At 66.4% G+C, this 21775-nt stretch carries 25 protein-coding genes; 10 read left to right on the top strand and 15 right to left on the bottom strand.

All coding sequences use genetic code 11. From position 1 onward, the window contains the following. Window positions 1–16 precede the first annotated feature (16 nt). The 4 genes from AC5Y5O_RS08185 to AC5Y5O_RS08170 form a co-directional block, all read right to left on the bottom strand. A complete protein-coding gene (locus tag AC5Y5O_RS08185; RefSeq protein ID WP_500024592.1) occupies window positions 17–1471 on the bottom strand; it encodes an aldehyde dehydrogenase family protein in 1455 nt (484 codons plus the stop codon). A gap of 124 nt (window positions 1472–1595) precedes the next feature. Next, on the bottom strand, window positions 1596–2066 hold the full coding sequence (locus tag AC5Y5O_RS08180; RefSeq protein ID WP_500024590.1) for a hypothetical protein: 471 nt from the start codon (window positions 2064–2066) through the stop codon (window positions 1596–1598). An 83-nt stretch (window positions 2067–2149) separates the two neighbouring features. Further along, the gene (locus AC5Y5O_RS08175) at window positions 2150–3010 is read right to left on the bottom strand and encodes a lysophospholipid acyltransferase family protein (protein ID WP_096288011.1); all 861 of its coding nucleotides are present in this window, start codon (window positions 3008–3010) and stop codon (window positions 2150–2152) included. Beyond that, the gene (locus tag AC5Y5O_RS08170; RefSeq protein WP_500024586.1) at window positions 3003–3809 is read right to left on the bottom strand and encodes a class I SAM-dependent methyltransferase; all 807 of its coding nucleotides are present in this window, start codon (window positions 3807–3809) and stop codon (window positions 3003–3005) included. Before AC5Y5O_RS08170 ends, AC5Y5O_RS08175 begins: the two co-directional genes overlap by 8 nt. 70 nt (window positions 3810–3879) lie before the next feature. On the opposite strand from AC5Y5O_RS08170, the gene AC5Y5O_RS08165 reads away from it, so the two are divergent. Continuing rightward, window positions 3880–4446: a TetR/AcrR family transcriptional regulator gene (locus AC5Y5O_RS08165; RefSeq protein ID WP_500024584.1), complete on the top strand. Its 567-nt coding sequence runs from the start codon at window positions 3880–3882 to the stop codon at window positions 4444–4446. A 43-nt stretch (window positions 4447–4489) separates the two neighbouring features. Next, entirely contained in the window at window positions 4490–5773 is a 1284-nt protein-coding gene (locus tag AC5Y5O_RS08160) for a hydroxyacid-oxoacid transhydrogenase (RefSeq protein ID WP_500024582.1), read from the top strand. A 6-nt stretch (window positions 5774–5779) separates the two neighbouring features. On the opposite strand, the gene AC5Y5O_RS08155 is transcribed toward AC5Y5O_RS08160, so the two are convergent. Beyond that, the gene (locus tag AC5Y5O_RS08155) at window positions 5780–6682 is read right to left on the bottom strand and encodes an NAD-dependent epimerase/dehydratase family protein (RefSeq protein ID WP_500024580.1); all 903 of its coding nucleotides are present in this window, start codon (window positions 6680–6682) and stop codon (window positions 5780–5782) included. 59 nt (window positions 6683–6741) lie between these two features. Between AC5Y5O_RS08155 and AC5Y5O_RS08150 the strand changes: the two genes are divergently transcribed. Further along, window positions 6742–7563, top strand: coding sequence for an alpha/beta fold hydrolase (locus AC5Y5O_RS08150; protein ID WP_500024578.1), 822 nt, complete (start codon window positions 6742–6744; stop codon window positions 7561–7563). 118 nt (window positions 7564–7681) lie between these two features. Continuing rightward, window positions 7682–8470 (top strand): PE domain-containing protein, encoded by a 789-nt coding sequence (locus AC5Y5O_RS08145; protein WP_096288000.1) that lies wholly within the window; start codon window positions 7682–7684, stop codon window positions 8468–8470. Between the two features lie 11 nt (window positions 8471–8481). Here AC5Y5O_RS08145 and AC5Y5O_RS08140 read toward each other — a convergent pair whose 3' ends face one another. Then, a complete protein-coding gene (locus tag AC5Y5O_RS08140) occupies window positions 8482–9666 on the bottom strand; it encodes an acyl-CoA dehydrogenase family protein (RefSeq protein WP_500024576.1) in 1185 nt (394 codons plus the stop codon). Window positions 9667–9767: 101 nt separating this feature from the next. Then, window positions 9768–10214: a winged helix-turn-helix transcriptional regulator gene (locus AC5Y5O_RS08135; protein ID WP_500024573.1), complete on the bottom strand. Its 447-nt coding sequence runs from the start codon at window positions 10212–10214 to the stop codon at window positions 9768–9770. 88 nt (window positions 10215–10302) lie between these two features. On the opposite strand from AC5Y5O_RS08135, the gene AC5Y5O_RS08130 reads away from it, so the two are divergent. From AC5Y5O_RS08130 to AC5Y5O_RS08120, 3 genes are all read left to right on the top strand, one after another. After that, window positions 10303–11178, top strand: a complete 876-nt coding sequence (locus AC5Y5O_RS08130; RefSeq protein ID WP_096287994.1) for an alpha/beta fold hydrolase — start codon at window positions 10303–10305, stop codon at window positions 11176–11178. A 21-nt stretch (window positions 11179–11199) separates the two neighbouring features. Further along, window positions 11200–11580: an NYN domain-containing protein gene (locus AC5Y5O_RS08125; RefSeq protein WP_096287992.1), complete on the top strand. Its 381-nt coding sequence runs from the start codon at window positions 11200–11202 to the stop codon at window positions 11578–11580. A gap of 77 nt (window positions 11581–11657) precedes the next feature. Further along, window positions 11658–12527, top strand: a complete 870-nt coding sequence (locus tag AC5Y5O_RS08120; RefSeq protein WP_243394138.1) for an NAD(P)H-dependent flavin oxidoreductase — start codon at window positions 11658–11660, stop codon at window positions 12525–12527. Here the strand turns inward: AC5Y5O_RS08120 and AC5Y5O_RS08115 are convergent. Further along, window positions 12524–12835, bottom strand: coding sequence for a DUF4333 domain-containing protein (locus tag AC5Y5O_RS08115; RefSeq protein ID WP_243394041.1), 312 nt, complete (start codon window positions 12833–12835; stop codon window positions 12524–12526). The genes AC5Y5O_RS08120 and AC5Y5O_RS08115 overlap by 4 nt on opposite strands. 170 nt (window positions 12836–13005) lie before the next feature. Further along, complete coding sequence (gene tpx, locus AC5Y5O_RS08110) at window positions 13006–13503, bottom strand: thiol peroxidase (RefSeq protein WP_096287988.1); 498 nt, start codon at window positions 13501–13503, stop codon at window positions 13006–13008. A 109-nt stretch (window positions 13504–13612) separates the two neighbouring features. On the opposite strand from tpx, the gene AC5Y5O_RS08105 reads away from it, so the two are divergent. Both AC5Y5O_RS08105 and AC5Y5O_RS08100 read left to right on the top strand, forming a co-directional pair. Beyond that, window positions 13613–14563, top strand: coding sequence for a GlxA family transcriptional regulator (locus tag AC5Y5O_RS08105; RefSeq protein ID WP_096287986.1), 951 nt, complete (start codon window positions 13613–13615; stop codon window positions 14561–14563). An 18-nt stretch (window positions 14564–14581) separates the two neighbouring features. Continuing rightward, the gene (locus tag AC5Y5O_RS08100) at window positions 14582–15337 is read left to right on the top strand and encodes a DJ-1/PfpI family protein (RefSeq protein ID WP_096287985.1); all 756 of its coding nucleotides are present in this window, start codon (window positions 14582–14584) and stop codon (window positions 15335–15337) included. Here AC5Y5O_RS08100 and AC5Y5O_RS08095 read toward each other — a convergent pair. After that, on the bottom strand, window positions 15334–15813 hold the full coding sequence (locus AC5Y5O_RS08095) for a nuclear transport factor 2 family protein (RefSeq protein ID WP_096287983.1): 480 nt from the start codon (window positions 15811–15813) through the stop codon (window positions 15334–15336). The two genes, AC5Y5O_RS08100 and AC5Y5O_RS08095, sit on opposite strands and share 4 nt — an antisense overlap. Window positions 15814–15871: 58 nt before the next feature. Here AC5Y5O_RS08095 and AC5Y5O_RS08090 point away from each other — a divergent pair, with 58 nt between their 5' ends. Continuing rightward, the gene (locus AC5Y5O_RS08090) at window positions 15872–16639 is read left to right on the top strand and encodes an SDR family oxidoreductase (protein WP_096287981.1); all 768 of its coding nucleotides are present in this window, start codon (window positions 15872–15874) and stop codon (window positions 16637–16639) included. Window positions 16640–16646: 7 nt separating this feature from the next. Here the strand turns inward: AC5Y5O_RS08090 and AC5Y5O_RS08085 are convergent, their stop codons facing one another. From AC5Y5O_RS08085 to AC5Y5O_RS08065, 5 genes are all read right to left on the bottom strand, one after another. Next, window positions 16647–17324, bottom strand: a complete 678-nt coding sequence (locus AC5Y5O_RS08085) for a YqjF family protein (protein ID WP_423790917.1) — start codon at window positions 17322–17324, stop codon at window positions 16647–16649. Between the two features lie 108 nt (window positions 17325–17432). After that, the gene (locus AC5Y5O_RS08080; RefSeq protein ID WP_096291160.1) at window positions 17433–17795 is read right to left on the bottom strand and encodes a SpoIIAA family protein; all 363 of its coding nucleotides are present in this window, start codon (window positions 17793–17795) and stop codon (window positions 17433–17435) included. Between the two features lie 117 nt (window positions 17796–17912). Further along, window positions 17913–18569 carry a hypothetical protein gene (locus AC5Y5O_RS08075; protein WP_096287977.1) on the bottom strand — a complete coding sequence of 219 codons (657 nt, stop codon included), beginning with the start codon at window positions 18567–18569 and terminating at the stop codon, window positions 17913–17915. A 66-nt stretch (window positions 18570–18635) separates the two neighbouring features. Further along, window positions 18636–19307, bottom strand: coding sequence for a GAP family protein (locus AC5Y5O_RS08070; protein WP_096291159.1), 672 nt, complete (start codon window positions 19305–19307; stop codon window positions 18636–18638). A 43-nt stretch (window positions 19308–19350) separates the two neighbouring features. After that, window positions 19351–21678 (bottom strand): arylsulfatase, encoded by a 2328-nt coding sequence (locus AC5Y5O_RS08065; RefSeq protein ID WP_096287975.1) that lies wholly within the window; start codon window positions 21676–21678, stop codon window positions 19351–19353. Between the last annotated feature and the right edge of the window lie 97 nt (window positions 21679–21775).

Raw genomic sequence — 21775 nt, 5'->3', positions numbered from 1 at the left:
GTTGTGGCGCAGTGATTTACAGCTGGGCCCAGACCGACTTCGTCTTGAGGTAGATCTCGAGACCCTCCCTGCCGAACTCGTGGCCCCAGCCGGACTGCTTGTACCCGCCGAACGGTACGTCGTGGTCGAAGACCAACTGGCAGTTCACCTGAACGCTGCCGGCCTGCAGTCTCTTCATGATCCGGTGAGCCCGGCCCAGGTTTTCCGTCCACGCGGTAGCCGCCAGACCGTAGGTCGTGTCGTTGGCCATCGCCACGGCCTCGTCCTCGTCGTCGAACGGCAGGATGCTGACCACCGGCCCGAAGATCTCCTCGCGGTACAACCGCATGGCAGGGTCGACGTTGGTGAGCACCGTCGGGTGCACGAAGTAGCCTATGCGATCCAGCCGATGGCCGCCGGTGACCACCTCTACGCCGTCCTTGCGGCCCTCCTCGATGTAGCCCATCACCCGGGTCAGCTGCTTCTGGCTGATCAGCGGGCCGCTGACGCAGCCCTCCTCGCTCGGAGCGCCCAGCTTGAACGAGTCAGCCATCATCGAGATTCCTTCCACGACGCGGTCGAACACGCCGCGCTGCACGAAGATTCGCGACCCGCACACGCAACCCTGGCCGGAGTGCACGAAGATGCCGAGCGAGGCCATCATGATCGCCTTGTCGAGATCGGCGTCGTCGAAGATCAGCACCGGCGACTTGCCGCCGAGTTCCAGCGTCACCTTTTTCAGGTTGTCGGCCGACGCCCGCACGATGGCCTTGCCGACCTCCGTCGAGCCGGTGAAGGCGACCTTCTGCACGTCGGGATGCGCGGTGATCGCCGCACCCGCGGTGTGGCCGTATCCGGTCAGCAGGTTGACGACACCGTCGGGCACGCCGGCCTCGTGGATGAGCCTATCCAGCAGCACCGCCGATAGCGGCGTCTCCTCGGCGGGCTTGACGAGCAGGCTGCCGCCCGCGGCCAGGGCCGGCGCCAGCTTCGCGCACGCATTGAAGATTGGACCGTTCCACGGGAAGATCAGGCCCACCACGCTGTAGGGCTCTTTGAGCGTGTACGCGTGCATGTTGACGTAGGTGTCGGTCGCGATGCCGTCCGTCTTCACGTCGTACGCGACGCCGTTGATCTTCGAACACCAACCGGCGTAATAGCGGAAGAACTCCGAGCAGGTCGACATCTGCAACTGCGCCTGCATCAGCGGCATACCGGTGTTGAGCGAATCGAGTTGGGCGAACTCCTCTGCGTGCTCGTCGATCAATTCGCCGATCCGCCACAGCACTTTCGCCCGTTCGCGGCCCGGAAGGTCGGACCACACACCCGACTCGAACGATGCCTTCGCCCGCCCTGCCGCCTCACCGACCGCGTCTTCGCCGCAGTCGGTGAATTCGGTGATGGTCTCCTCGGTCGCGGGATTGATGATCGCAATGACCTCACCCGATCCGGGGCGCTTGCCCAGGTCGTCCAGTACTGCCTGCAGAGTCATCTGTTCCCTTCCCGATCAACCCTGATCGAGCCCGGCGCTCCCGTGCCCGTGAATGCTGAGCACCTGCTTAGCATTGTGATCGTGGCCCGGTCAAGATTGCGCCGTTTCACCCCCTCGCCGGGGTCTAGCGGTTGGCTGCGCTGATCGCCTCGCGCACCGCCGAAACGCAGCGCAGCGCATCGGGTTCGGGTCCCAGCCCGACGTAGTAACTACCGGCTTGCTCGCCGCCGAAGCCGGTGATCGTGAATCCGGCGGCATCGTCGGAGACCGCCTCGGTGGCCATCGACGCCCGCGCCAACGGCAGGGAAATGACCGTGGTCCCGCGCTTAGCCCCTTCGGTGGCCACCAGCAGCTGGGTCGGATGCAGCACCACCGCGGTCCAGTGCTCCTCGTCGGGATCGGCCGGATTGGCGCGTCGCCGCAGCAGCTTGCCGAATGCCGAACTGGCCGGCGGGTTTTCGCTATGCGTCAGCCACACCTGCACATCGTTGAGGTCGACTTGGTGGGAGGCGGCGTGCTCGGCCAACTTGCCGCAAATCGGGCGAGGCAGTTCGACGATTCGCGCCGACCGGGTGTGACGCACATAGAGCGGCATGGGTGCATCATGCCCGTGGGCCAACCCGGTCGCCATTCGCGCCGCGCAGTGTTTCGGGTCGTCTGGACTTCGCCGGGCACGGTTCAGGGTCCGGGTGCGACCGCTTTGCGCCACGCCAGCGGGTTGAGTCCGCGATAGGGATCGCCTTCTCGAAGCTGTCGCAACTCCACCAGGATTTGGTTGAGCGCACGTTGCGTCTGCTTCTTGACGACCTCCACCCAATCGGCCGCACCGATGCCCAGGGGTCTGCTGGTATCGATCGGTGCGCCGAAACGTAGGTACATGCGCTGCGGTCGGGGGATCAGCGTCGGGCCGATCCCCCGCACCAACGGCATCGCCATGTCCGACCGACCGTTGAGCCTACGGCTCAGTGCCGCAGCGAGTTTCGCATAGGCACTATCCCGAGTCGTCAAACTGCGGTAGACGTCGTCGCCGCCGACCAGACCGGCCGGCACGATCGGATAGCCGTTTTCCACGCAGACCCGCGCGAATCCGGAACGTCCCTGCCAGCGCAGCGTGTACTCCTCGCCCTTGAACTTACCGATCTCGCGACCCCCGCCGGGAAACACCAGAACGGTCTGGTCGTGCGTCATCAGTTCGCGGGCGGTGTCGGGTGCGCCCACCACACCCCCGAATGCCGCGATCAGATCGGCGGGTAGCCCACGCATACGGCCGAATTGTCGATCGGCCAGCGGCCGCACCCGGGTGCCGATCGTGCGCCGCACCGCATCGGAGATCAGAAATACTTCGGTGCCCGCCTGAGTGTGGTTGCCTGCCAACAGAAATCGTCCGTCAGCGATCAGGTTTTCGGTGCCGTCGACGTAAGGACGGGAAAGGTCGACGACGGGACGCAGGCGTTCGGTCATCGAATCGAGCACGGTGCGCAGCGTCTGCACCCGCCGATTCGGCGCCATGATGGCCGCCAGGTCGATGTCGTCAGTCATGGTCGGCTGAGCGGGAGAAAACGACGTTGTGTGATGGTGGGCCGAACCGCCTTGGCGAGGGCAGTGTTTGCAGTCTCATGCCCGGATCGGCGGCGAGGCCGAGCTCCTCGAGGGCAGACAGGCTGTACGCGCGCAGAACGCTGATGAAGCCATCGTGCAGGCCGGGCCAAATCCAGGACCATGGCATTAGCGTCAGGTTGACCGGCAGGGCCAGTGCCGGGAAGAGCAGGGTACGCACGGGCGACTGGCGTTTGAGGTCGATCACCAAGAACCGCCCGCCAACCCGCGTCGCCTCGGCGATCGCACGGCACGCGATCGGCGGCGGCAAGTGGTGAAATGCGAGCGCGAATACCACCAGGTCGTAGCTGGCGTCGGGCGCGTCGATCGCGGTGGCGTCGACGACCTTGACGTCGGCTCGCGGGTGGCTGCCCAGCTCCCCGGCGGCGATGTTGGCCACCGAATCAGGATTCACGTCGCTGACGGTGACGGTGGCCGTTGGATGCAGTTCCAAAATCTTTGCCGACAGCTTGCCGTGGCCGGCGCCGAGTTCCAGAATCCGTGGATTCTTGATGTCGGCGACAACCTTCAACGCCGTGCGGGCGTGCTCCTCGTGCTGGTTGCTCAGCGTCCCCAACCGGTCGAGCATCCCGATGACCTTCTGCTTGACGGCGTCCGGCACGTCGTCGCGGTCGAGATACTCCAGCGCATTGGTCTGAAACCGCCGATCCAGCCAAGATGCCCGTGAACCTCCCCTCGGCATCGTCGCAATCGCCTGCTGAAGAACATTCGCCGTTTCCATGGTCGCTCCCTTTCTGGTTCGCTGCGACCACTATAACAAACGAACCGGTTCGTCTGCGTATGATGTTTTCGTGCGCACCAGGACCGAACTCCGCGACGAGATCCTCGCCGCAGCCCGCGCCGAGTTCGCGCAGTACGGGTTGGCCGGTGCGCGCGTCGACCGCATCGCCCGCGCGGCCAGCGCGAGCAAGGAGCGCCTTTACGCGCATTTCGGCGACAAGGAAACCCTCTTCCGGGACGTGGTTGCCACCGACGGTGCCGAGTTCTTCCGGGCCGTCGAGTTACGCCCGGATGCGGTGCCCGAGTTCGTCGGCGGGGTTTTCGATCTCGCCCAGCGCCGGCCCGAACACATCCGGATGATCACCTGGGCACAAATGGAAGGTTTCATGCTCGACAATCCTGAGGTGGACGGCGTACATCCGCCCGAGAAGGCCATCGCCGCCCTGCGGCAAGCGCAGGCCGACGGACACGTCGACCCGGTGTGGGAACCCGAACAGCTCATCGTCCTGTTGTTCGCTATTGGCTTGAGCTGGGCGCACTTTCCGGATCCCGCAGCCGCTACGACGGATCCGGACGTCATCGCCGGGCGCCGCGCCGCCGCCGTCGAAGCGGCCGCCCGCGTCGTCGAACCCAGATAGCGAGTAGATTTCCCTCCCGATGGGATGCTGCGATTTTCCCGCTGTGGCCGACGGCTGCGATTCGGCCTTCACCGTCGACTCTTCCCGCATCACGTTCGGACGCGGCTGTCTCGCGGAGTTGGGCGAGCGGGCCGGGGCGCTGGGCATGCGGCGGGTGGCGCTCTTCTCCGATGCGAGCGTGGCCGGCCTGCCCATCTTCGCCACGGCGCGCGACTCGCTGGTCGCGGCCGGCGTGGACGTGATCACCTACACCGACGTACACGTGGAACCGACGGACGCATCCTTCGCCGAGGCGACCTGTTTCGCCCAGGAGGCCAGGCCCGACGGTTATGTCTCGCTCGGTGGTGGTTCGGTCATCGACACGTGCAAGGCCGCCAACCTCTACGCCACCTACCCCGCGGACTTCCTGGCTTACGTCAACGCCCCGATAGGCGAAGCAACGCCGGTACCCGGACCGCTCAAGCCGCACATCGCCTGCCCCACCACCGCCGGCACCGGCAGCGAGGTCACCGGCATCGCGATCTTCGATCTGCTGTCGCTCACGGTCAAGACCGGAATCGCCTCCCCCGCGTTGCGGCCCACCGAGGCGCTCGTCGACCCCGATTGCACGGCCAGCCTGCCCGCCGGAGTCGTCGCCGCGGCGGGCCTCGACGTGCTGTCGCACGCCTTGGAGTCCTACACCGCGCGTCCCTACGTGCACCGGCCCGCCCCCCCGCGGCCCAGCCTGCGGCCGATGAGTCAGGGCGCCAATCCTTGGAGCGACCTGGGCTGCAGCGAGGCGTTACGAGTGCTGGGCGCCAATTTGGAGCCGGCGGTTCGAGACGCCTCGGACAGCGCGGCGCGTGAGCAGATGATGTGGGCCGCGACGCTGGCAGGGATCGCCTTCGGCAACGCGGGCGTGCACGCGCCGCACGGCATGGCCTACGCGGTTGCCGGGCTGGTGCGTGACTTCCACCCCCCGGGCTACCCGGACGACGCGCCGCTGGTGCCGCACGGCATGTCCGTGATCGTCAACGCGCCCGCGGTATTTCGGTTCACCGCACCGGCCAGCCCGCGACGGCACATCGAGGCGGCCCGGCTGCTGGGCGCCGACACCCGAGACGCCGGAGCCGACGACGCGGGTGAGGTGCTCGCGACCGAACTCATCCGCATCATGCGCGCGGTCGGCATGCCCAACGGGCTTGGTGGGGTGGGCTACACGCCCGCCGACATCACCGCCCTCACTGAAGGCGCCTTCCCGCAGCAGCGCCTGCTGCAGAACGCGCCGCGCGAGATGAGCAAGCCGGTTCTGGCCGATTTATTCGGCTCCGCGATGCGCTACTGGTAGCCGCTCTTACGCGCTGACGAGCTCCGGATGGAACTTGATTGCCATGCGCCGCATGCCGTCACGCCAGTCGACCGTCGCGGCGCCGACGAGCTCGCGCATCCGGCTGGCGTCGGTGGGGTTGCCGCGCAGCGCCTGCTCGCTCTCCTCGAACACCGGCTCCTTGCCGACCAGTGACCCGAGGTAGGCGCACCACTCCTGCAGGCTGACGTTCTGTTCACCGCACCAGTTGAGGGTGGTGGCCGGCACCGATGCCACCTCGAACAGCTTCGGGATGGTGGCGATTATGTCGTCCTCGTGGATCGGGGTGTAACGGGCCGGATCGCCGGCCGGGACCGGAATCGGGATGCCGGCCAGCATCATCTCCATGTGATAGAACGGCCACCCGCCGTTGTCGCCATAGGGGACGTTGAGGCGGGCGATCGTCGTGGGGACATTCAGGGCGCGCGCCATCGTCCGGGCGACGACCTCGCCCGCGATTTTCGAGATGGAATAGGTGGGGAATAACGGCTTGTGGTTGTCACCCAACGCGGCGTCCTCGGTCCGGACTTCGTCGTCCGGTGGGTCGTACACAGCCCCAGATGAGCAGTGCACGAAAGCTTTTGCGCTACGGCAATGCGCCATCAGAAGCCCGACGGATTCGGCGTTGGCGGCCAGATCCGTGTCCCAGTGGCCACTCTTGGCCACCGCGAGATTCAGGACGTAGTCGAAGTCATCTGGCAGACCGGCGAAGTCGCCGGCGGCCAGATTGACCGTCTGGCACCGCACGCCCGCCTTCTCGAGATCCTCGCGGACCGCGGGATTGGTGAACCGGGCGATGCCCCATACTTCGTTGTCGGCTGCCAGCGCCTTGGCGACGGGGGTGGCAACTTGTCCGGTCGGACCGGTGATCAGGATCTTTGAGCCGCGCATGCGCTGATGGTAAGCGACGCTCGCCGGGCCGCGACCATCGGCGTAACGTCGCGCTCGTCATGGCAGATTCGGTGCGGTTCGTCGACGCGAATGGGCTCAGATTCGCCTGTCTCGAGGAGGGCTCAGGCCCCCTCGTGCTGATGCTGCACGGTTTCCCCGACACCGCGCATTCGTGGGACCAGCTGCGCCCGGCGATCGCGGCGAAGGGCTATCGCGCGGTGAGTCCGTTCATGCGTGGCTATGACCCCAGCGGGATCCCGGACCGCGACCCCGATCAAGAGACCCTGGCCCGCGATCCGCTGGCATTGATCGAAGCGCTCGGGGCGCGCGACGCCGTCGTGATCGGCCACGATTGGGGAGCCTGCGCTGCCTACGGTGCGGCCGCGCTCGGCCCGGATCGCGTGAAAAAGCTTTTCGCGATCGGCATTCCACATCCGGGCGCGCTCAAACCGACGCTTCGGAAAGCCTGGGGCGTCCGCCATTTCGTGGCCTATAAGCTGCCGGGGGCACCGAACCGCTTCGCGCGCAACGACTTCGCCGCGCTACCCGCCATTTACCGGCGATGGTCTCCCACCTGGAGCCCGGATCCGAGCGAATTCGAGGCCGTGCGCGCCGGCTTCGCGAATCCGGCGAGTCTCAATGCCGCGTTCGGCTACTACCGAAAGCTCTCCCCCATTCCGAGCCCGTCGCTGAAGGCGCGGATCAAGGTGCCGACGGTTGTCTTTGCCGGACTGGATGATCCGGTCGCCGAGCCCTCGGATTATCGGGGGTGCCGCCCGGATGTTCGAGGCCGCTACGTCGTCGAGGAGGTTCCCGGCGGGCATTTCATGCACCGAGAACATCCCGAGGAATTCACCGAGCGGTTGTTGACACACCTTTGACCGGATCGCCCTTCGTTGTGTCGGCGAGAATTTGTGCCTTTGGCGGCCGTTCGCCTCGGTAGAATCAATGCAATCCGCCACGGTGCCGGGCGCACACACACCTAGGAGCACGACGCACATGACATCCATGTCGCACGATCCGGCCGTTGCCATCATCGGCGGGCAGTTGACGGCGATGGGCGCCAGCGCCTTGGCTTCCGGAGCCGCCACGGCACCGATGGTGACCGCACTGGTGCCCGCGGGCGCCGAGGAAGTCTCGATGCAGGCCGCGATGGCGTTTGCCGCCGAGGCCAGCAAGACGTTGGCCGCTCACGCCGCCGCCCACCAAGAGATTTCACGGACCGGCGCGGCGCTGGTGAACATCACCCGGATGTATGCCCAGACCGACGCGACCGCCGCGGGTGCCCTACAGACCAACGCGGCGCGCACCACCGCCGTCGAATTCCAAAGCGCCGGCGCGCCCATGTCGAGGTCGTTGGCCAGTCCGGCTCCGGCCACCCGGCTGCTGCGCGCCGAAACTGTGCCCGGCGCGGCCGGGACGCCGGCCCGCACACCGGCATTGGCGAACCTGGTCGAAGGCGCGGCGGTCGCGCCGACCCCCGCGGCCGGCGCGGCCTCGATGCCTACCACGATGAGTGCGGCATCAACACTGCTCAGCGCCGGCAGCGCGCCGCTGAGCACCCTCAGTTCGCTCGGCTCGTCGCTGGGGTCGGTCGGCCAGGGCGGCCTGGGCGGCGCTACCGCCGGCGGTGCATCGACCGGCGGAGCGGCCGCGAGTGCGGCCGGGGCGAGTGGCGCCGCCGCGGGTGGGACCGGGCCGGCACTGGCGTCGTCGTTGACGAACGACGACGGCACCCCGGAGTCCAAAGACGCCGACGGCAAGCAGACGGGTGAGCAGCTGCTCTGAGGCGCCGCCCCTCAGAGCCCCGGCTGATCCTCGATGATGCCCAGCCAGATCTGGGCGGCGTCGATGGCCACCTTCTCGCTGATAAAGGCGTGTTGAGTGCCGGTATAGATGTCGCGGAACGCGCGCTCGAGGCGAGTGCCCTCGCGGATCGAGCTGGTCCCCGCGACGAGGTGGGCCCATTCGGCACACGCTCGGGCCGTATCGGTGGCGTAGACGGCGGCCACCCGCATATCGGCGCGCAACGCCGGGGTGAGGTCGTCGCCCGCGGCCACCGCGGCCTCGGCGGCGGTGAAGGCGTCGAGCACCAGAAGGCGCGCCGCGCGCCAGGCAGCGCGATGGTGCGCCAGGCCCTTCTGGAAGGTGGGGCGGCTGGCCAGAGACGCCATGTCGCTCATCCGGAATTTGGTGGCGGCAAGTTCCTGCACGTCGTCGAGCATGCTCTTGGCCACGCCCAGCGCCCACGATGCGTGGCCGGCGGCGGTGACCGGCATCAGGCCCATCCGGGTGGCCGGCGACGTCCCGCGGTGCGGCCGCCGGGCGAAGAGCTCGAAGGTGCGGCCGGCCGGCACGAACACGTCGGTAACGCTGTAGTCGTAGGACCCTGTTCCCTTGAGCCCCTGGACATGCCACCCGTCGTTGAAGCTGACCTGGTTTCGTGGCAGCACGGCGACGTGCATCTCGGGCAGGCCTTCGCTGATCCAACGCATCTCGCCGTTGTCCAGCGGCATAAATCCGGCCGCCACGTACTCGGAATGGCCGATGCCGGAACCGAAGCTCCACGAGCCGCTGAGCTGATAGCCGCCGTCGACGACGATCCCCTGCCCGTTGGGAAAGAACTGGCCGCCCATCGTCACGCGGTTGTCGTGGGCGGTGAACACCTCGGCGAAGCCCTCGTCGGGCAGATAGGCCGCCGCGGCGAACGACGACGGCAGGTTGGCGATGCCAATCCACCCGAATGAGCCGTCCTGCCAAGCCATTTCGATCCAGGTATCGATCATCTCGGTAAACGACGGCTCGAGGCCCCCGGCCACCTCGGGGTTAAACGACGACATCAGCCCGCTGGCCCACATCTGGTCCACGATCGGAGTCGAAAGAGTGCGGATTCGCTCGGACTCGGCGGCTTGCTCGGCCACCAGGTCGCGCATGCCGCGAGCCAGCGAAACCACGCGGTCGCTCGTATCGGCTAACGACGTCATCGGCGCTCTCCTGTCGATCCCGGGAACTGATACCGGTGACCGTACCAATTACTCAAAGTGTCTAGCCATCGAAATCGCGTGTTACTGGCGCCGTTAGCGTTTCAGCTAAGCCCGGGGCCCGGGACGGGGTCGACATTGCGCGCGGTCAGGGGGTTGCCGCACACGTCGCAGGCGAGGCTGACGTGCGCCTCGCCCGGGCAGTCGCGATGGCGGAAGTGCACGGGCGGGCCGTCCGGGGCCATGTACCGATCGCCCCAGTCGCGCAGCGCCATCAACACCGGATAGACATCGTGGCCTTTCGGGGTGAGCCGGTACTCCTCGTAATTGCCGTCGCCGGACTTCGTCTTGGCCAAGATCTCGTGCTCGACGAGACGGTCGAGCCGGTCCTGCAGCCTGCTCCGCGAAATACCCAGAGCCGCCTGGAAAGCGTTGAAGCGACGGACCCCGTTGAAGGCTGTCTTGAGGACCAGCAATGTCCACCGATCTCCCAAAACCACCAGCGGCCTGGTGATCGAGCAGGGGAAATCGGCGAGTTCCTCGTAGCGCATGGCACTGATGTTACCCGCGGTGGTTTCAAAAAGAGACCACTCCTGCTAGCGTTTGGTCTCGAATTGAGACTGATCCTCGGGAGGGCGTGTGACCACCGCACTGGAAGATTGGCGGCACGGCGGGCAGACGGTGGTGATGACGCTGCGCGGTGCGCCGCGAAGGGTTTTCGTCCGTCGGGTCGGCCAGGGCACGCCGTTGGTTCTGCTGCATGGGTTTCCCGCGTCGTCGTTCGAATGGTCGGCCATCGAGCCGGCGTTGGCACGACACCACGAGGTGATCAGTTTCGACTTTCTCGGCTACGGCGCGAGCGACAAGCCGCTCGGGCACCGCTACAGCGTGTTCGAACAGGCCGACCTGGCCGAGGCGGTCATCGCCGCATACGCCCCGTCCGCGCCGACGGTGGTCGCCTACGACTACGGCGCGATCGTGGCAACCGAGCTGCTCGCCCGCCGGGACGAAGGGGGCGCCGACATCAAGCGCTGCATCCTTCTCAACGCCGGCCTGTTCGCCGATCGATACCGGCCACGAATCGCGCAGCGCGCCAGCTTGATTCCCGTGGTGGGCGCACTGCTGGCACGTTTGTTCACCGAGTCGCTGTTTGTTCGCACCTGGGGTGAGGTGTTCTCCCCCGCACATCCGCTTGACCGCGAGCGCGCCGTGCTGCACTATCGCGCGTTCCGGGAAAACGATCCCGGACGCGATATTCAGCGAAAGCTGTTGCGTTACATACCAGAACGTGCCGCCAATAAGGTTCGCTTCGAAAGCGCACTCACCCGCACCACCATTCCACTGTCGTTCCTTTGGGGCATGTGTGATCCGGTGTCCGGCGCCGCGATCGCCGAGGAGCTTCGCAGCCGCATGCCGGCGGCCGATCTGATCGAGTACGACGACGCCGGACACTGCCCTCACATCGAGATCCCCGAGACAGTCGCCGCCGACATCCTGGTGCGGAGCACAGATTAGCGACCGCCCTACTGTGGGCTGGTGCGCTGGATCGTCGACGGTATGAACGTCATCGGCGCTCGCCCCGACGGTTGGTGGCGGGATCGTGACGGTGCGATGGCCGCTTTGGTAGACAGATTGGACAGCTGGGCCCGCGCACGAGGAGACACGGTGACGGTGGTGTTTGAGCGGCCGCCTTCGACGGCCATCACATCGACGGCGATCGAGATCGCGCATGCGCCCAAAGCGGCCGCGAACTCGGCCGACGACGAGATCGTCCGACTGGTTCACGCCGACTCCAGACCGGACGAGATCCGGGTCGTCACGTCCGATCGGGCGCTGACCGACCGGGTGCGAAGCCTCGGCGCGTCCGTCTTCGGCGCGCAACGCTTCCGCGAGCTCGTCGATCCGCGGGACCGATGACCGCCGGCCGGGCCGAGCCCGCGACCAACCGAGTCTGCGAACTCGCACGAATCGACATCCCGATCATCCAGGCGCCGATGACCTACATCGCCGGCGCCCAGCTCGCCGCCGCGGTATCCAACGCGGGCGGGCTGGGAATCATCGAGACCACCTCCGATCAGGGGCGGGCCGACATTGCGCGGGTGCACACCCTCACCCGCGGCTCGGTGGGCGCAAACATCGCACTGCTGTTCAACCGTGACCTGACGGTTGTCGACCTGCTCGTCGCCAACGGCATTCGGTTCGTCACCACCTCGGCCGGGAGTCCCAAGCTGTTCACCGAGCGGCTGCACGACGCGGGCATCACCGTGTTCCACGTGGTGGGCACGCTGGAAGCGGCCAAGAAAGCCGTCGACGCCGGCGTGGACGGCCTCGTTGTCGAGGGAGTCGAGGGCGGCGGGTTCAAGAACCGGTTCGGGGCGTCGACGATGGTGCTGCTGCCCTTGGTGGCCGCGCACGTCGATGTCCCGATCGTGGCCGCCGGCGGAATCTGCGACGCCCGATCGATGGCCGCGGCGTTCGTGCTCGGCGCCGAAGCCGTCCAGATGGGCACGCGGTTGCTGGCCTCGGCGGATTCGCCGGTACACGGCAATCTCAAACAAGCCGTCGTGGCGGCCGACGAGACCGGCACCGTGCTGCTGCCGCTCGACGGCAAACGAATGATGCGTGTGATCCGCACTCCGGCCGCCGAAAAGCTGGATGCCTCAGCTTCTTTGGAAGAAGGCGGCGCGGCGTTGCAACGCGTGCAGCGACTGTATTTCGAGGGCGACATGGACGCCAGTGTCGCCAACACCGGTCAGGTCGCCGGCCGGATCGACGACCTGCCACCGGCCGCTGAGATCATCACGCAAATGTGGACCGGATGCCGCGAGGTGCTGACCGCCACCGCCGATCGGCTGCGGCCCTAGCTCGGGTGGGTGTTGACAGCGAAGTCGACCTGCTCGCCGTTGACCTTGGTGATCTTCATGTCGGCGGTGTACTCCTTGCCCTCCGGGCCGGTGAAGTGACAGTCGAACTGGACGCCGACTTTGGCCTCTACACCGTCCGGGCAGTGCACGTCGGCGGGATGAAAGCCGGTCTGCTTGGAGACGACGTCGACCACCGATTGCGCTGCGCCATCGGGTTTGACGGTCGACTTGCTGCTACACCCGGCCAGCGGCACCGCAATCGCGCTGACGAGCACGGCCGCGGACGCGGCTTGGACGAAACGCATCATTGCGCGGTTACTCCTCTGGGTGCCGAGTTTGTGTGCCGAGCCCGAGGCTAACGCGACGGGAATCGACAGGCTAACACGCATCGGTGTCGACACCACTGCTCAGAAGCGGCGAAAGTTCGTCACCGCAACGAATATCCGCAGTACCGGGCAACCCGGAATGCGACCCGAGGCTAGGCGCCCAGCGCTGCCAGCGCGGCGTCGTAGTCCGGCTCCTCGGCGATCTCCGGCACCAGCTGCGCGTAGGCGACATTGCCGTCAGCGCCGATCACCACGACGGCCCGGCCCAACAGGCCGGCCATCGGACCGTCGGCGATCGTGATGCCGTAGTCCTCGCCGAAGCTGTCGCGGAATGCCGAGGCCGTGGTGACGTTCTCGATGCCCTCTGCGCCGCAGAACCGCTTCTGCGCGAACGGCAGGTCCTTGGACACGTTCACCACGGTCGCACCGCCGCCCGCGGCACGCTCGTTGAACTTCCGCACGCTGGTCGCGCACACCGGGGTGTCCACCGACGGAAAGATGTTCAGCAGCACGGACTTACCGCTGAACTGGTCGCTGCTCACGGCGCTCAGGTCGGCGCCGGTCAAGTTGAAGGCCGGGGCTTTGGATCCGACGGCGGGAAGCTCGCCGACAGTGTTGATCGCGTTTCCTCGCAGGGTTATCTGTGCCATGGTCACAGTCTGCCAAGGCCGCTCGGGCGGGGTTGGGTCAGGTCCGATGTCCTAATTCGTGGGGTACTAGGCCTAGACGACATACCTCGGTTCGGCCAACACTGAAGCCATGGTTCGCAAGGTCGTTATCGTCGGCTTTCCGGGTGTGCAGGCACTCGACGTCGTCGGACCCTACGACGTGTTCACCGGCGCGGCGCTGCTGACCGACGGCGGATACGACGTCGTCTTGGCCTCGGTGCGCGGCCGGCCGATCACCACCGGAACCGGCCTCGCGTTCGTCGGTGCCCCGCTGCCCGACCCGGACGACCAGATCGACACGGTCGTGCTGCCCGGCGGCGGTGGCGTCGATGCCGCTCGGCAAGACGCGGACCTGGTGGCCTGGATCAGAGCCGCCGCGGGCAGCGCCCGCCGCGTCGTCACCGTCTGCACAGGCGCCTTCCTCGCCGCCGAGGCCGGGCTGCTGGACGGCTGCCGCGCCACCACCCACTGGGCCTTCGCCGACCGGCTGGCCAGTGAGTTCCCCGCCGTCGTGGTCGACCCCGACCCGATCTTCGTCCGGAGCTCCGAGGTGGTGTGGACGGCCGCGGGTGTAGCCGCGGGTATCGACCTCGCGCTGTCCCTGGTCGAGGATGACCACGGAACCGAGACCGCGCAGACCGTTGCCCGCTGGATGGTGCTGTATCTGCGCCGCCCCGGCGGGCAGACCCAATTCGCGGCGCCGGTATGGGTGCCGCGGGCCAAACGCGTCTGCATCCGCGAGGTGCAGGAGGCCATCGAGGCGCAGCCGGGAGCCGCGCACAGCATCGGCGATCTGGCTCGCCGGGCGACGATGAGCCCGCGGCACTTCACCCGGGTGTTCACCGATGAGGTCGGCGAGGCGCCGGGCCACTACGTCGAACGGGTCCGCACCGAAGCCGCGCGCCGACAGTTGGAAGAAACCGACGACACCGTCGTGGCGATTGCGGCCCGGTGCGGCTTCGGCACCGCAGAAACCATGCGGCGCAACTTTATTCGTCGTATCGGTGTTTCGCCGGACCAGTACCGCAAGACATTCGCGTAATCAGAAAGGACCGCATCGATGACTCAGATCGCCTTCGTGGCTTACCCCGGATTCACCGCGCTGGACATGATCGGCCCGTATGAGGTGCTGCGCAATCTGCCGGGCGCCCAGGTGCGCTTCGTCTGGCACGAATCCGGGCCGATCACCGCGGACTCCGGCGTACTGGTCATCGGTGCCACGCATTCGCTGGCCGAAACGCCCTGGCCCGACGTCATTGTCGTGCCCGGTGGCCCGTCGACTCCGGTGCACGCCCGCGACGAAGTGCTGCTGGACTGGCTGCGCGCGGCACATCAAACCGCGAGCTGGACGGCGTCGGTGTGCTCGGGCTCGGTGATCCTGGCCGCGGCCGGCCTGCTCGAGGGCCGGCGAGCGACATCGCATTGGCTGGCGATCCCGATGCTGAAGGGATTCGGCGCGATCCCGGTCGGCGACGAGCGGGTGGTGCGCCAGGACAACGTCATCACCAGTGCCGGCGTGTCCGCGGGACTCGACCTCGCGTTCTGGCTGGCCGGCGAGATCGGGGGCGAGGGCCGCGCCAGGGCGATCCAGCTCGCGATCGAATACGACCCGCAGCCACCGTTCGACTCCGGTCACCTGTCGAAGGCGTCGCCAACCACGAAAGCCGCTGCCACCGCGCTGCTTTCGAAGGACAGCGCCAAGCCGGCCAACCTCAAGGCGACGACGATGATCGCCTGGGATCAGGCGCTGTCGGCGGTCCGGTCACGCCGGCGCAAGCGACAGCGCGACCTCGCCGCGATTTCCCCGAAGGCCTAGTGCGCGTTGGGTTGCAAGAACTCGGTTGACGCGAACTGCCCGCCCGCTTCCATCCAGGCCGCGACGACACCCGGCGCATCGCGGTTGGGGTTGTAGATGTCTTCCTCGCTGGAGAACAGGCCGTTGCCGGCGTAGACCAGTCGCGTCCAGTTCGGGAACCAGAACGGTTCCCCGTCCGGGTCGGTCGGGTGGTCGAGCAGATTCTTGATCATAATGACGACGGCGTCATTGTCCTCGTCGTAAGCGATCCAGTCGCTGGGAAAGCGCATGTGCGGGAACGGCGCCATCACGGCGACAATCCATTCCCTGACCGCCTCGCGGCCGTGAAAGACGCCGTAGTGGTGTTCGATGTAGACAACGTCCTCAGTGAACAAATCCGCAAAAGGCGCCCAGTCGCCGGACGCGCTGCACCCTTCCGCCACGGTTGTGTAGTGCTCGACGGCTTGCTCGATTTCGGCCCTGCTGAAGTTGCCCATAGCGGACACACTAGAACGGGTTCTGGTTTTACGTGGCTCGTCTGAATAGGGATATCGAATGAGCGTGTTGGAGTTGTTTGATTTGCGCGGCAGGACGGCTCTGGTGACCGGGGCGTCCACCGGTATCGGCAAAAAGGTGGCCGAGGCCTACCTGCAGGCCGGTGCGCAAGTCGCCATTGCGGCACGGCATACCGACGTCTTGGAGACGGTCGCCGGCGAGCTCGCTGCGGCCGGCGACACGGTCGTGCCGATCACCTGTGACGTGACCCGGCCCGATCAGGTGAACCGAATGGTCGACCAGGTGGTCGCGGAGTTGGGCGGCATCGACATCGCCGTCTGCAATGCCGGGATCATCAATCTGAAAGCGATGCTGGACATGTCGCCGGAGGAGTTCCAGGCCATCCAGGATACGAATGTGAACGGTGTATTCCTCACCGCGCAGGCGGCGGCGCGCGCGATGGTCAGCCAGGGCCGTGGCGGCGCCATCATCAACACCGCCTCGATGTCGGGCCACATCATCAACATCCCGCAGCAAGCGGGCCACTACTGCACCTCCAAGGCCGCGGTCATCCACCTGACCAAAGCGATGGCCGTCGAGCTCGCGCCGCACAACATCCGGGTGAACAGCGTCAGCCCGGGCTACATCCTCACCGAGCTCGTCGAACCGATGGCGGAGTATCACCGGCTGTGGGAGCCCAAGATTCCGCTCGGCCGCATCGGCCGGCCGGAGGAACTAGTCGGCCTCTACGTCTACCTGGCCAGCGACGCGTCCAGCTACATGACCGGTTCGGACGTCGTGATCGATGGCGGCTACACGATCCCCTGAGACCTCGTCACCGAACGACGCAGGGACGGCCGAAGCGGGTTCGTACACCTGATGAGTACAGGCCGCGCAATCGGTCGCCGGCGCGCGGCACCGCACTGGCGTCGACCAGTTCGTCGCTGCACTCCAGGATTTGCGCCGCGCGCAGCGGCCACGGTCCGTGCTCGTTGGGCACCCACCAGGTCCGGCCGGCGCGGCGGGTGTGTGCGCCCCAACGGGCGGTGAGCCAGACCTCCAGCGGCGTGGGCTCCACCTCGTCACCGACGGCGACGGTCAGTCGGCTGCGCAGGCCGCGGCGCGGCCACCGCCGCACGCTGTCATAGGTGAGGTGGTTGCCGGCGCGGGTCAACCGCATCCTGGCCCAGGTGTAAGGGACGCCGAGGCCGATCCGGGTGACGGGAACGACGGCCAGTCGAGCGGTTTCCAGCGACCGGAACAGGACGCCGTGGCGACCGGCGTCGTCGATCGAATAGAGCCGGACGTTGGTCTCGGCGAAGCTGCCAAAGTACGGAAGCGGCAGGGCGACACCGACTTTGGTACTCGTCATCATGAACGGGACCAACGCCACATAGGTCAACCCGTCGGCGAATACGTCGGGACGCGTCCCCGGTGGATACAGGCGTGCGACGCTGTCGGGTTTGACCGGCCAGTGCACGAACGTCAGATCGCTCCACTGCTGGTCGAACATGACCGGGCCGGGCAGCGGCGGTGGGTTGACCGGGTAACCGGCCAGCGCGTCGTCGGGCTGCCCGGTTGCGGTCACTTCATCATCGTGACACGCCCGCGGGTCAACGCATCAGGATCCGATCCATTGGCGCGCTTCGTCCGGCTGTCCCGCGGGAAAATGCCGGATCTCGGCTGACACAAAATGCGAGGCCAGACGCTCGGCGACATCCCCCAGGTGCGAATCGGTCACCACCGCAACTTTTTTGACGTGCCGATGATGATCCCGAACGAAGCGGAAGTGGGTGACCATCGACCCAAAACTGTCCCAACCCGGGAACGACGCCGCGTTGACAATCAGGCCGGCCAGGTCGCCATGGGCCTCGATCAGGGGGTCAACGGCTTGCGCCAGGTCGACGAAATCTTGCTTGTCGAGCGCGGCCTTCGGTCGCACCTCCAAGATGGAATTCTCTTTGTCCAGATCGTATTCGATCATGCCCGGCTCCTCGATGATCGTGATGTTGGTCGCCGACGATGGCGATGCCGTCATGATGCCGGCCACCGACAGTTGCCGATAAGGGCCCAAAGGCATCACGCTGCCCCTAGAAAGGCCCTATCTCTCAATCTCACCGGAGATTCCGCGCTCGATGCTGGCCTGTGTGGTGGCGGGCAACACGATCAGCCCGTCGAGTTCTTTGCGGGCCGACTCGTAGGCGCTTTGCCGCTCCTGCGGCGCGGCGGCAGCGTCTGAGGCCATCCGCAGCAGGCGCTGGGCGCGTGTGATGCGTTGTTGTTCGTCGCGGGAGAAGTCGTTGCGGCGTCTGCGTATTGCCTCGGCCTCGGCGACGTTGAACGCGGTCACGTAATCCTCGACGGCGACTTGATAGCGCGCGGCGGATTCGCGGTCATCGAGCAGATCCTCGGCCTTGACGGGCCGCAACAGGTCCGCACGCAGCTTGGCCTTGTGAAAAGCGACGGTCAGCGGATCGCGCAGATCCGTCATCAGCGGGAAGTCGAGCAGCTTGGCGACGTCGAGTTCGTACTCCAGCCATCGGGTGTCGGTGCGGTGGTGCTCGTCGAGGATGCGTCGCAGCGATCGCCACTGCGCGGCTTGACTGTTGGCGGTGGGTTCGGGCGGCGGCGCCGTCGGCTCAAGCGCTTCGGGGGCTCGCCGCTTGTTCGCGCCGAAGGCGCGTACCGCGCCCACGGCCAGGCCTACCAGCGGCAGCAGCAGAATGAGGAACTCCGCCAGCCGGATGATCAGACCCATACGGCCAGGATGCCACCACCGGACCGGCGCGGCGGGGACTCCGGCGTCGGCTCTCGGCGTGGCCAGCTACAGAATCCCGAAGCCGTGCAGGGCTTTGATCCCGAACCAGACTCCGAACACCAACCCGACCACGATCATGATGGGCCGGTCGTTGTGTTGAAGCCAGGCCAGCGTCCGGTCCAACACGGGGCGTGACCGTCCCGGGAAGATCGCCGCCAGGCCGACGATGAGCAGGTTGCCGATCGCGGCAAGCGCGACGAACAGGATGTACGAAACGACGTGAGCCGCCCGGCTCAATTCGGCATTGCCGATGACGCTGATCGCGGCCAGGGTGAAGACCCACGCTTTTATCGAGACTGTCACGATCGCTGCCCCGATGAGGAACGCTTGTGTGGGCGATGCCGATGTCAGCATGGTCATCCATTTCGGTGAAGGCGCGTCGGGATCGTCGGCACCAAAGATCGCTCGCGCCATAGTGACCAGGAAAAGCACCGCCACCACCAAAAGGACGGTCGAGACAATCCAGTGGTGGGCGTGATTCGATCCCGCGTCGCGCTTCCCCCAATGCAGGATCGTGCCGAAGATCAGCCCTTGCAGCAGCCGGGTACTGACATGCCCTCCTACCCAGGCTCCGGCAGCCCGGGCGCGGGAAGGGGTGCCCAGCAGCATGATTGTGATGATGAGTTCGATCGGCTCGAAAGCGCTTCCGGCAATCAGCGGAAGAAGACTGCTCCACATGTCGGTCACCGGCGCAGGATAACGAGCGGTCTTAGCGGTACGGCTACTGTGCGCCCAGCGCGGCACGCATTTCCGCCTCCGCGATCGCCTCGGCCAGGTCGGCGGGGTGCGGGCGCACGGTTACGTCGACCCGGTGGATACCGCCGGTGAACTGGAAGCCGTGCCCGTACGGCGCGACCGGTGAGCCGGTGTCGGTGCCCACATCCAGCGTCTCGCCACTCATCGAGAAACGAAACGGCACGGTTTGCTCGACCCGGCCGCCGGCCACCGTGGTCTCGTTGACGAGCAGCGACACCGATGCTCCTCTGCCGAACCCGCCGCCGTCGTAGTCGAAGGAAAGTCCCAGCGTGACTGGACCTTCCGGCAACGGAGCCTGCGCGGCGACCGTCGTCAGCGCATGACCCAGATAGTTGTAGGCGAACTGCGGAATGCCGTCCCGCAGGTACAGCGTCCACCCGCCCATCGCCCCGCCGAGACTGATCACCACCCCGCGCGCGCCGCCCGGCGGGATCTGCAACTGCGCGCGCAGTTCGAACGACGTGCTGGTGTAGCTCAGCGTCGCTGTTTCGGGAATACGCACCTGACCGGCGTAGTACGTGACGGACGTACGATCCGCGAGCAGGCTGGGCCGGTTGGCGGGCAGCGCGCGGGTCAGTGTCGCGTCGTTCAGCGGGTAGACGTCGTATTTGCGCGCTTCGGAGTCGAACACGGCTTTGAGTTCGCTGAGCTTCTCCGGGTATTGCGCGGCCAGGTCGACACCTTGGCTGAAGTCTTCGGTGAGGTCGTAGAGCTCCCAGCGTTCGCCGTCACCAAACTCTCGCTGGCGCTGGGTACGAATCCAAGGAAGCCGCCCATGGAAGCACGACGCGATCCAACCGTGGTGGTACACAGCACGATTGCCGAAGATCTCGAAATACTGCGTAGTGCGCCGGCTTGCCGCGGCGGCGTCGTCGAACGAGTACCGCATGCTGACACCCTCTATCGGCTTCTGCTCGACGCCGTTGACGCGCGTGGGCATGTCGATGCCGGCGGCGTCCAGGATGGTGGGGACGATGTCGATCACGTGATGGAACTGGCTGCGCTGCTCCCCCGCCGCGCTGATCCCTCGTGGCCAGGAGATGGCGAGCCCGTTGCGGGTCCCGCCGAAGTGTGATGCCACTTGCTTCATCCACTGAAACGGCGCGTCGAGCGCCCAGGCCCAGCCGACGTTGTAGTGGTTTTCGCAACGGGGCGTGCCGAAGTCGGCCAGGTGCTGCAGCAGCCATTCGGGGTCTTCGGGCAGGCCGTTCTGGAATGCCGGCGAGCTCCACGCGCCGTGCAACGTCCCCTCCGCCGACGCGCCATTGTCGCCGCACACGTAGATGAATAACGTGTTCTCCCACTGGCCTAACTCGTCGATAGCGTCGACCAGCCGGCCGACTTGGGCATCGGTGTGCGCCAGGAAGCCGGCATAGACCTCCATCAGGCGCCGGGCCACCGGCTTGTACCGGTCGTCATAGTCCGCCCAGGCCGGTATCTGCTCGGGCCGCGGTGTCAGTTTCGCGGTCGCCGGAACGATGCCCATCTCGACCTGGCGGGCAAAAATGCTTTCCCGCAGCGCATCCCAGCCGTCGTCGAATTGGCCCGCGAATCTTTGCGACCATTCCGGCCATACCTGGTGAGGGCTGTGCGTGGCACCAGGCGCGAAGTAGACGAAGAACGGCTTAGACGGGGCGGAGCTGCTCTGTAGCCGGATCCAGTCGATCGCCTTCGCCGCAAGGTCCTCGGTCAGGTGGTAATCGGCACGGCCGAGGTAGGGCTCGACGGGCGTGGTCTGGTCGTAGAGGGCCGGCTCATATTGAGACGTATCACCGCCGAGAAAGCCGTAGAAGCGTTCAAATCCGAGTCCGGTGGGCCAGCGGTCGAACGGACCGGCTGGGCCGGTCTCCCATGTCGGCGTGAAATGCGCCTTACCGAACAGTGCGGTGCCGTAGCCGTTCATCCGCAGAATTTGCGCGATTGTGGCCGTGCTCAGCGGGATTACGCTGTCGTAGCCGGGAAACCCGTAGGCGATCTCGCAGATGGTGCCCATGTGCGCGCTGTGATGGTTTCGACCGGTCAACAGCGCTGCGCGGGTCGGTGAGCATAGGGCGGTGGTGTGAAATTGGTTGTACCGCAACCCGGTATTGGCGACACGATCAAGCGATGGCGTCGGAATCGGGCCGCCGAATGTGGATGCGGCGCCAAATCCGACGTCGTCGAGCAGCACCACGACGACGTTCGGAGCGCCGGGCGGTGGATAGGCGATCGATGGCCGGACGGCGGTGGATTCCGCTATCGATGGATTGACGATTCCGGCGAATTCGTCTTCCACCCGCGGTAGGTCGACCATCGTGCCTCCCTGACTCGCGCCTCGCCGGCGATCATCGAAGTGAGTGAGTTATCGGTCGGGCGAATTGACCGTAATGGGATGCGGGGGCGACCACAAT

It is taken from the genome of Mycobacterium sp. NGS40 (assembly GCF_059812735.1).
This window is presented reverse-complemented; position numbering and strand designations above follow the sequence as displayed.

Excerpts from the sequence above, each read along its gene's own strand:
- AC5Y5O_RS08185 (WP_500024592.1), bottom strand. The coding sequence starts at position 1,471 with ATGACTCTGCAGGCAGTACTGGACGACCTGGGCAAGCGCCCCGGATCG.
- AC5Y5O_RS08180 (WP_500024590.1), bottom strand. The coding sequence starts at position 2,066 with ATGCCGCTCTATGTGCGTCACACCCGGTCGGCGCGAATCGTCGAACTG.
- AC5Y5O_RS08175 (WP_096288011.1), bottom strand. The coding sequence starts at position 3,010 with ATGACTGACGACATCGACCTGGCGGCCATCATGGCGCCGAATCGGCGG.
- AC5Y5O_RS08170 (WP_500024586.1), bottom strand. The coding sequence starts at position 3,809 with ATGGAAACGGCGAATGTTCTTCAGCAGGCGATTGCGACGATGCCGAGG.
- AC5Y5O_RS08155 (WP_500024580.1), bottom strand. The coding sequence starts at position 6,682 with ATGCGCGGCTCAAAGATCCTGATCACCGGTCCGACCGGACAAGTTGCC.
- AC5Y5O_RS08150 (WP_500024578.1), top strand. The coding sequence starts at position 6,742 with ATGGCAGATTCGGTGCGGTTCGTCGACGCGAATGGGCTCAGATTCGCC.
- AC5Y5O_RS08145 (WP_096288000.1), top strand. The coding sequence starts at position 7,682 with ATGACATCCATGTCGCACGATCCGGCCGTTGCCATCATCGGCGGGCAG.
- AC5Y5O_RS08140 (WP_500024576.1), bottom strand. The coding sequence starts at position 9,666 with ATGACGTCGTTAGCCGATACGAGCGACCGCGTGGTTTCGCTGGCTCGC.
- AC5Y5O_RS08135 (WP_500024573.1), bottom strand. The coding sequence starts at position 10,214 with ATGCGCTACGAGGAACTCGCCGATTTCCCCTGCTCGATCACCAGGCCG.
- AC5Y5O_RS08120 (WP_243394138.1), top strand. The coding sequence starts at position 11,658 with ATGACCTACATCGCCGGCGCCCAGCTCGCCGCCGCGGTATCCAACGCG.
- AC5Y5O_RS08115 (WP_243394041.1), bottom strand. The coding sequence starts at position 12,835 with ATGATGCGTTTCGTCCAAGCCGCGTCCGCGGCCGTGCTCGTCAGCGCG.
- tpx (WP_096287988.1), bottom strand. The coding sequence starts at position 13,503 with ATGGCACAGATAACCCTGCGAGGAAACGCGATCAACACTGTCGGCGAG.
- AC5Y5O_RS08105 (WP_096287986.1), top strand. The coding sequence starts at position 13,613 with ATGGTTCGCAAGGTCGTTATCGTCGGCTTTCCGGGTGTGCAGGCACTC.
- AC5Y5O_RS08100 (WP_096287985.1), top strand. The coding sequence starts at position 14,582 with ATGACTCAGATCGCCTTCGTGGCTTACCCCGGATTCACCGCGCTGGAC.
- AC5Y5O_RS08095 (WP_096287983.1), bottom strand. The coding sequence starts at position 15,813 with ATGGGCAACTTCAGCAGGGCCGAAATCGAGCAAGCCGTCGAGCACTAC.
- AC5Y5O_RS08090 (WP_096287981.1), top strand. The coding sequence starts at position 15,872 with ATGAGCGTGTTGGAGTTGTTTGATTTGCGCGGCAGGACGGCTCTGGTG.
- AC5Y5O_RS08085 (WP_423790917.1), bottom strand. The coding sequence starts at position 17,324 with ATGTTCGACCAGCAGTGGAGCGATCTGACGTTCGTGCACTGGCCGGTC.
- AC5Y5O_RS08080 (WP_096291160.1), bottom strand. The coding sequence starts at position 17,795 with ATGATCGAATACGATCTGGACAAAGAGAATTCCATCTTGGAGGTGCGA.
- AC5Y5O_RS08075 (WP_096287977.1), bottom strand. The coding sequence starts at position 18,569 with ATGGGTCTGATCATCCGGCTGGCGGAGTTCCTCATTCTGCTGCTGCCG.
- AC5Y5O_RS08070 (WP_096291159.1), bottom strand. The coding sequence starts at position 19,307 with ATGTGGAGCAGTCTTCTTCCGCTGATTGCCGGAAGCGCTTTCGAGCCG.
- AC5Y5O_RS08065 (WP_096287975.1), bottom strand. The coding sequence starts at position 21,678 with ATGGTCGACCTACCGCGGGTGGAAGACGAATTCGCCGGAATCGTCAAT.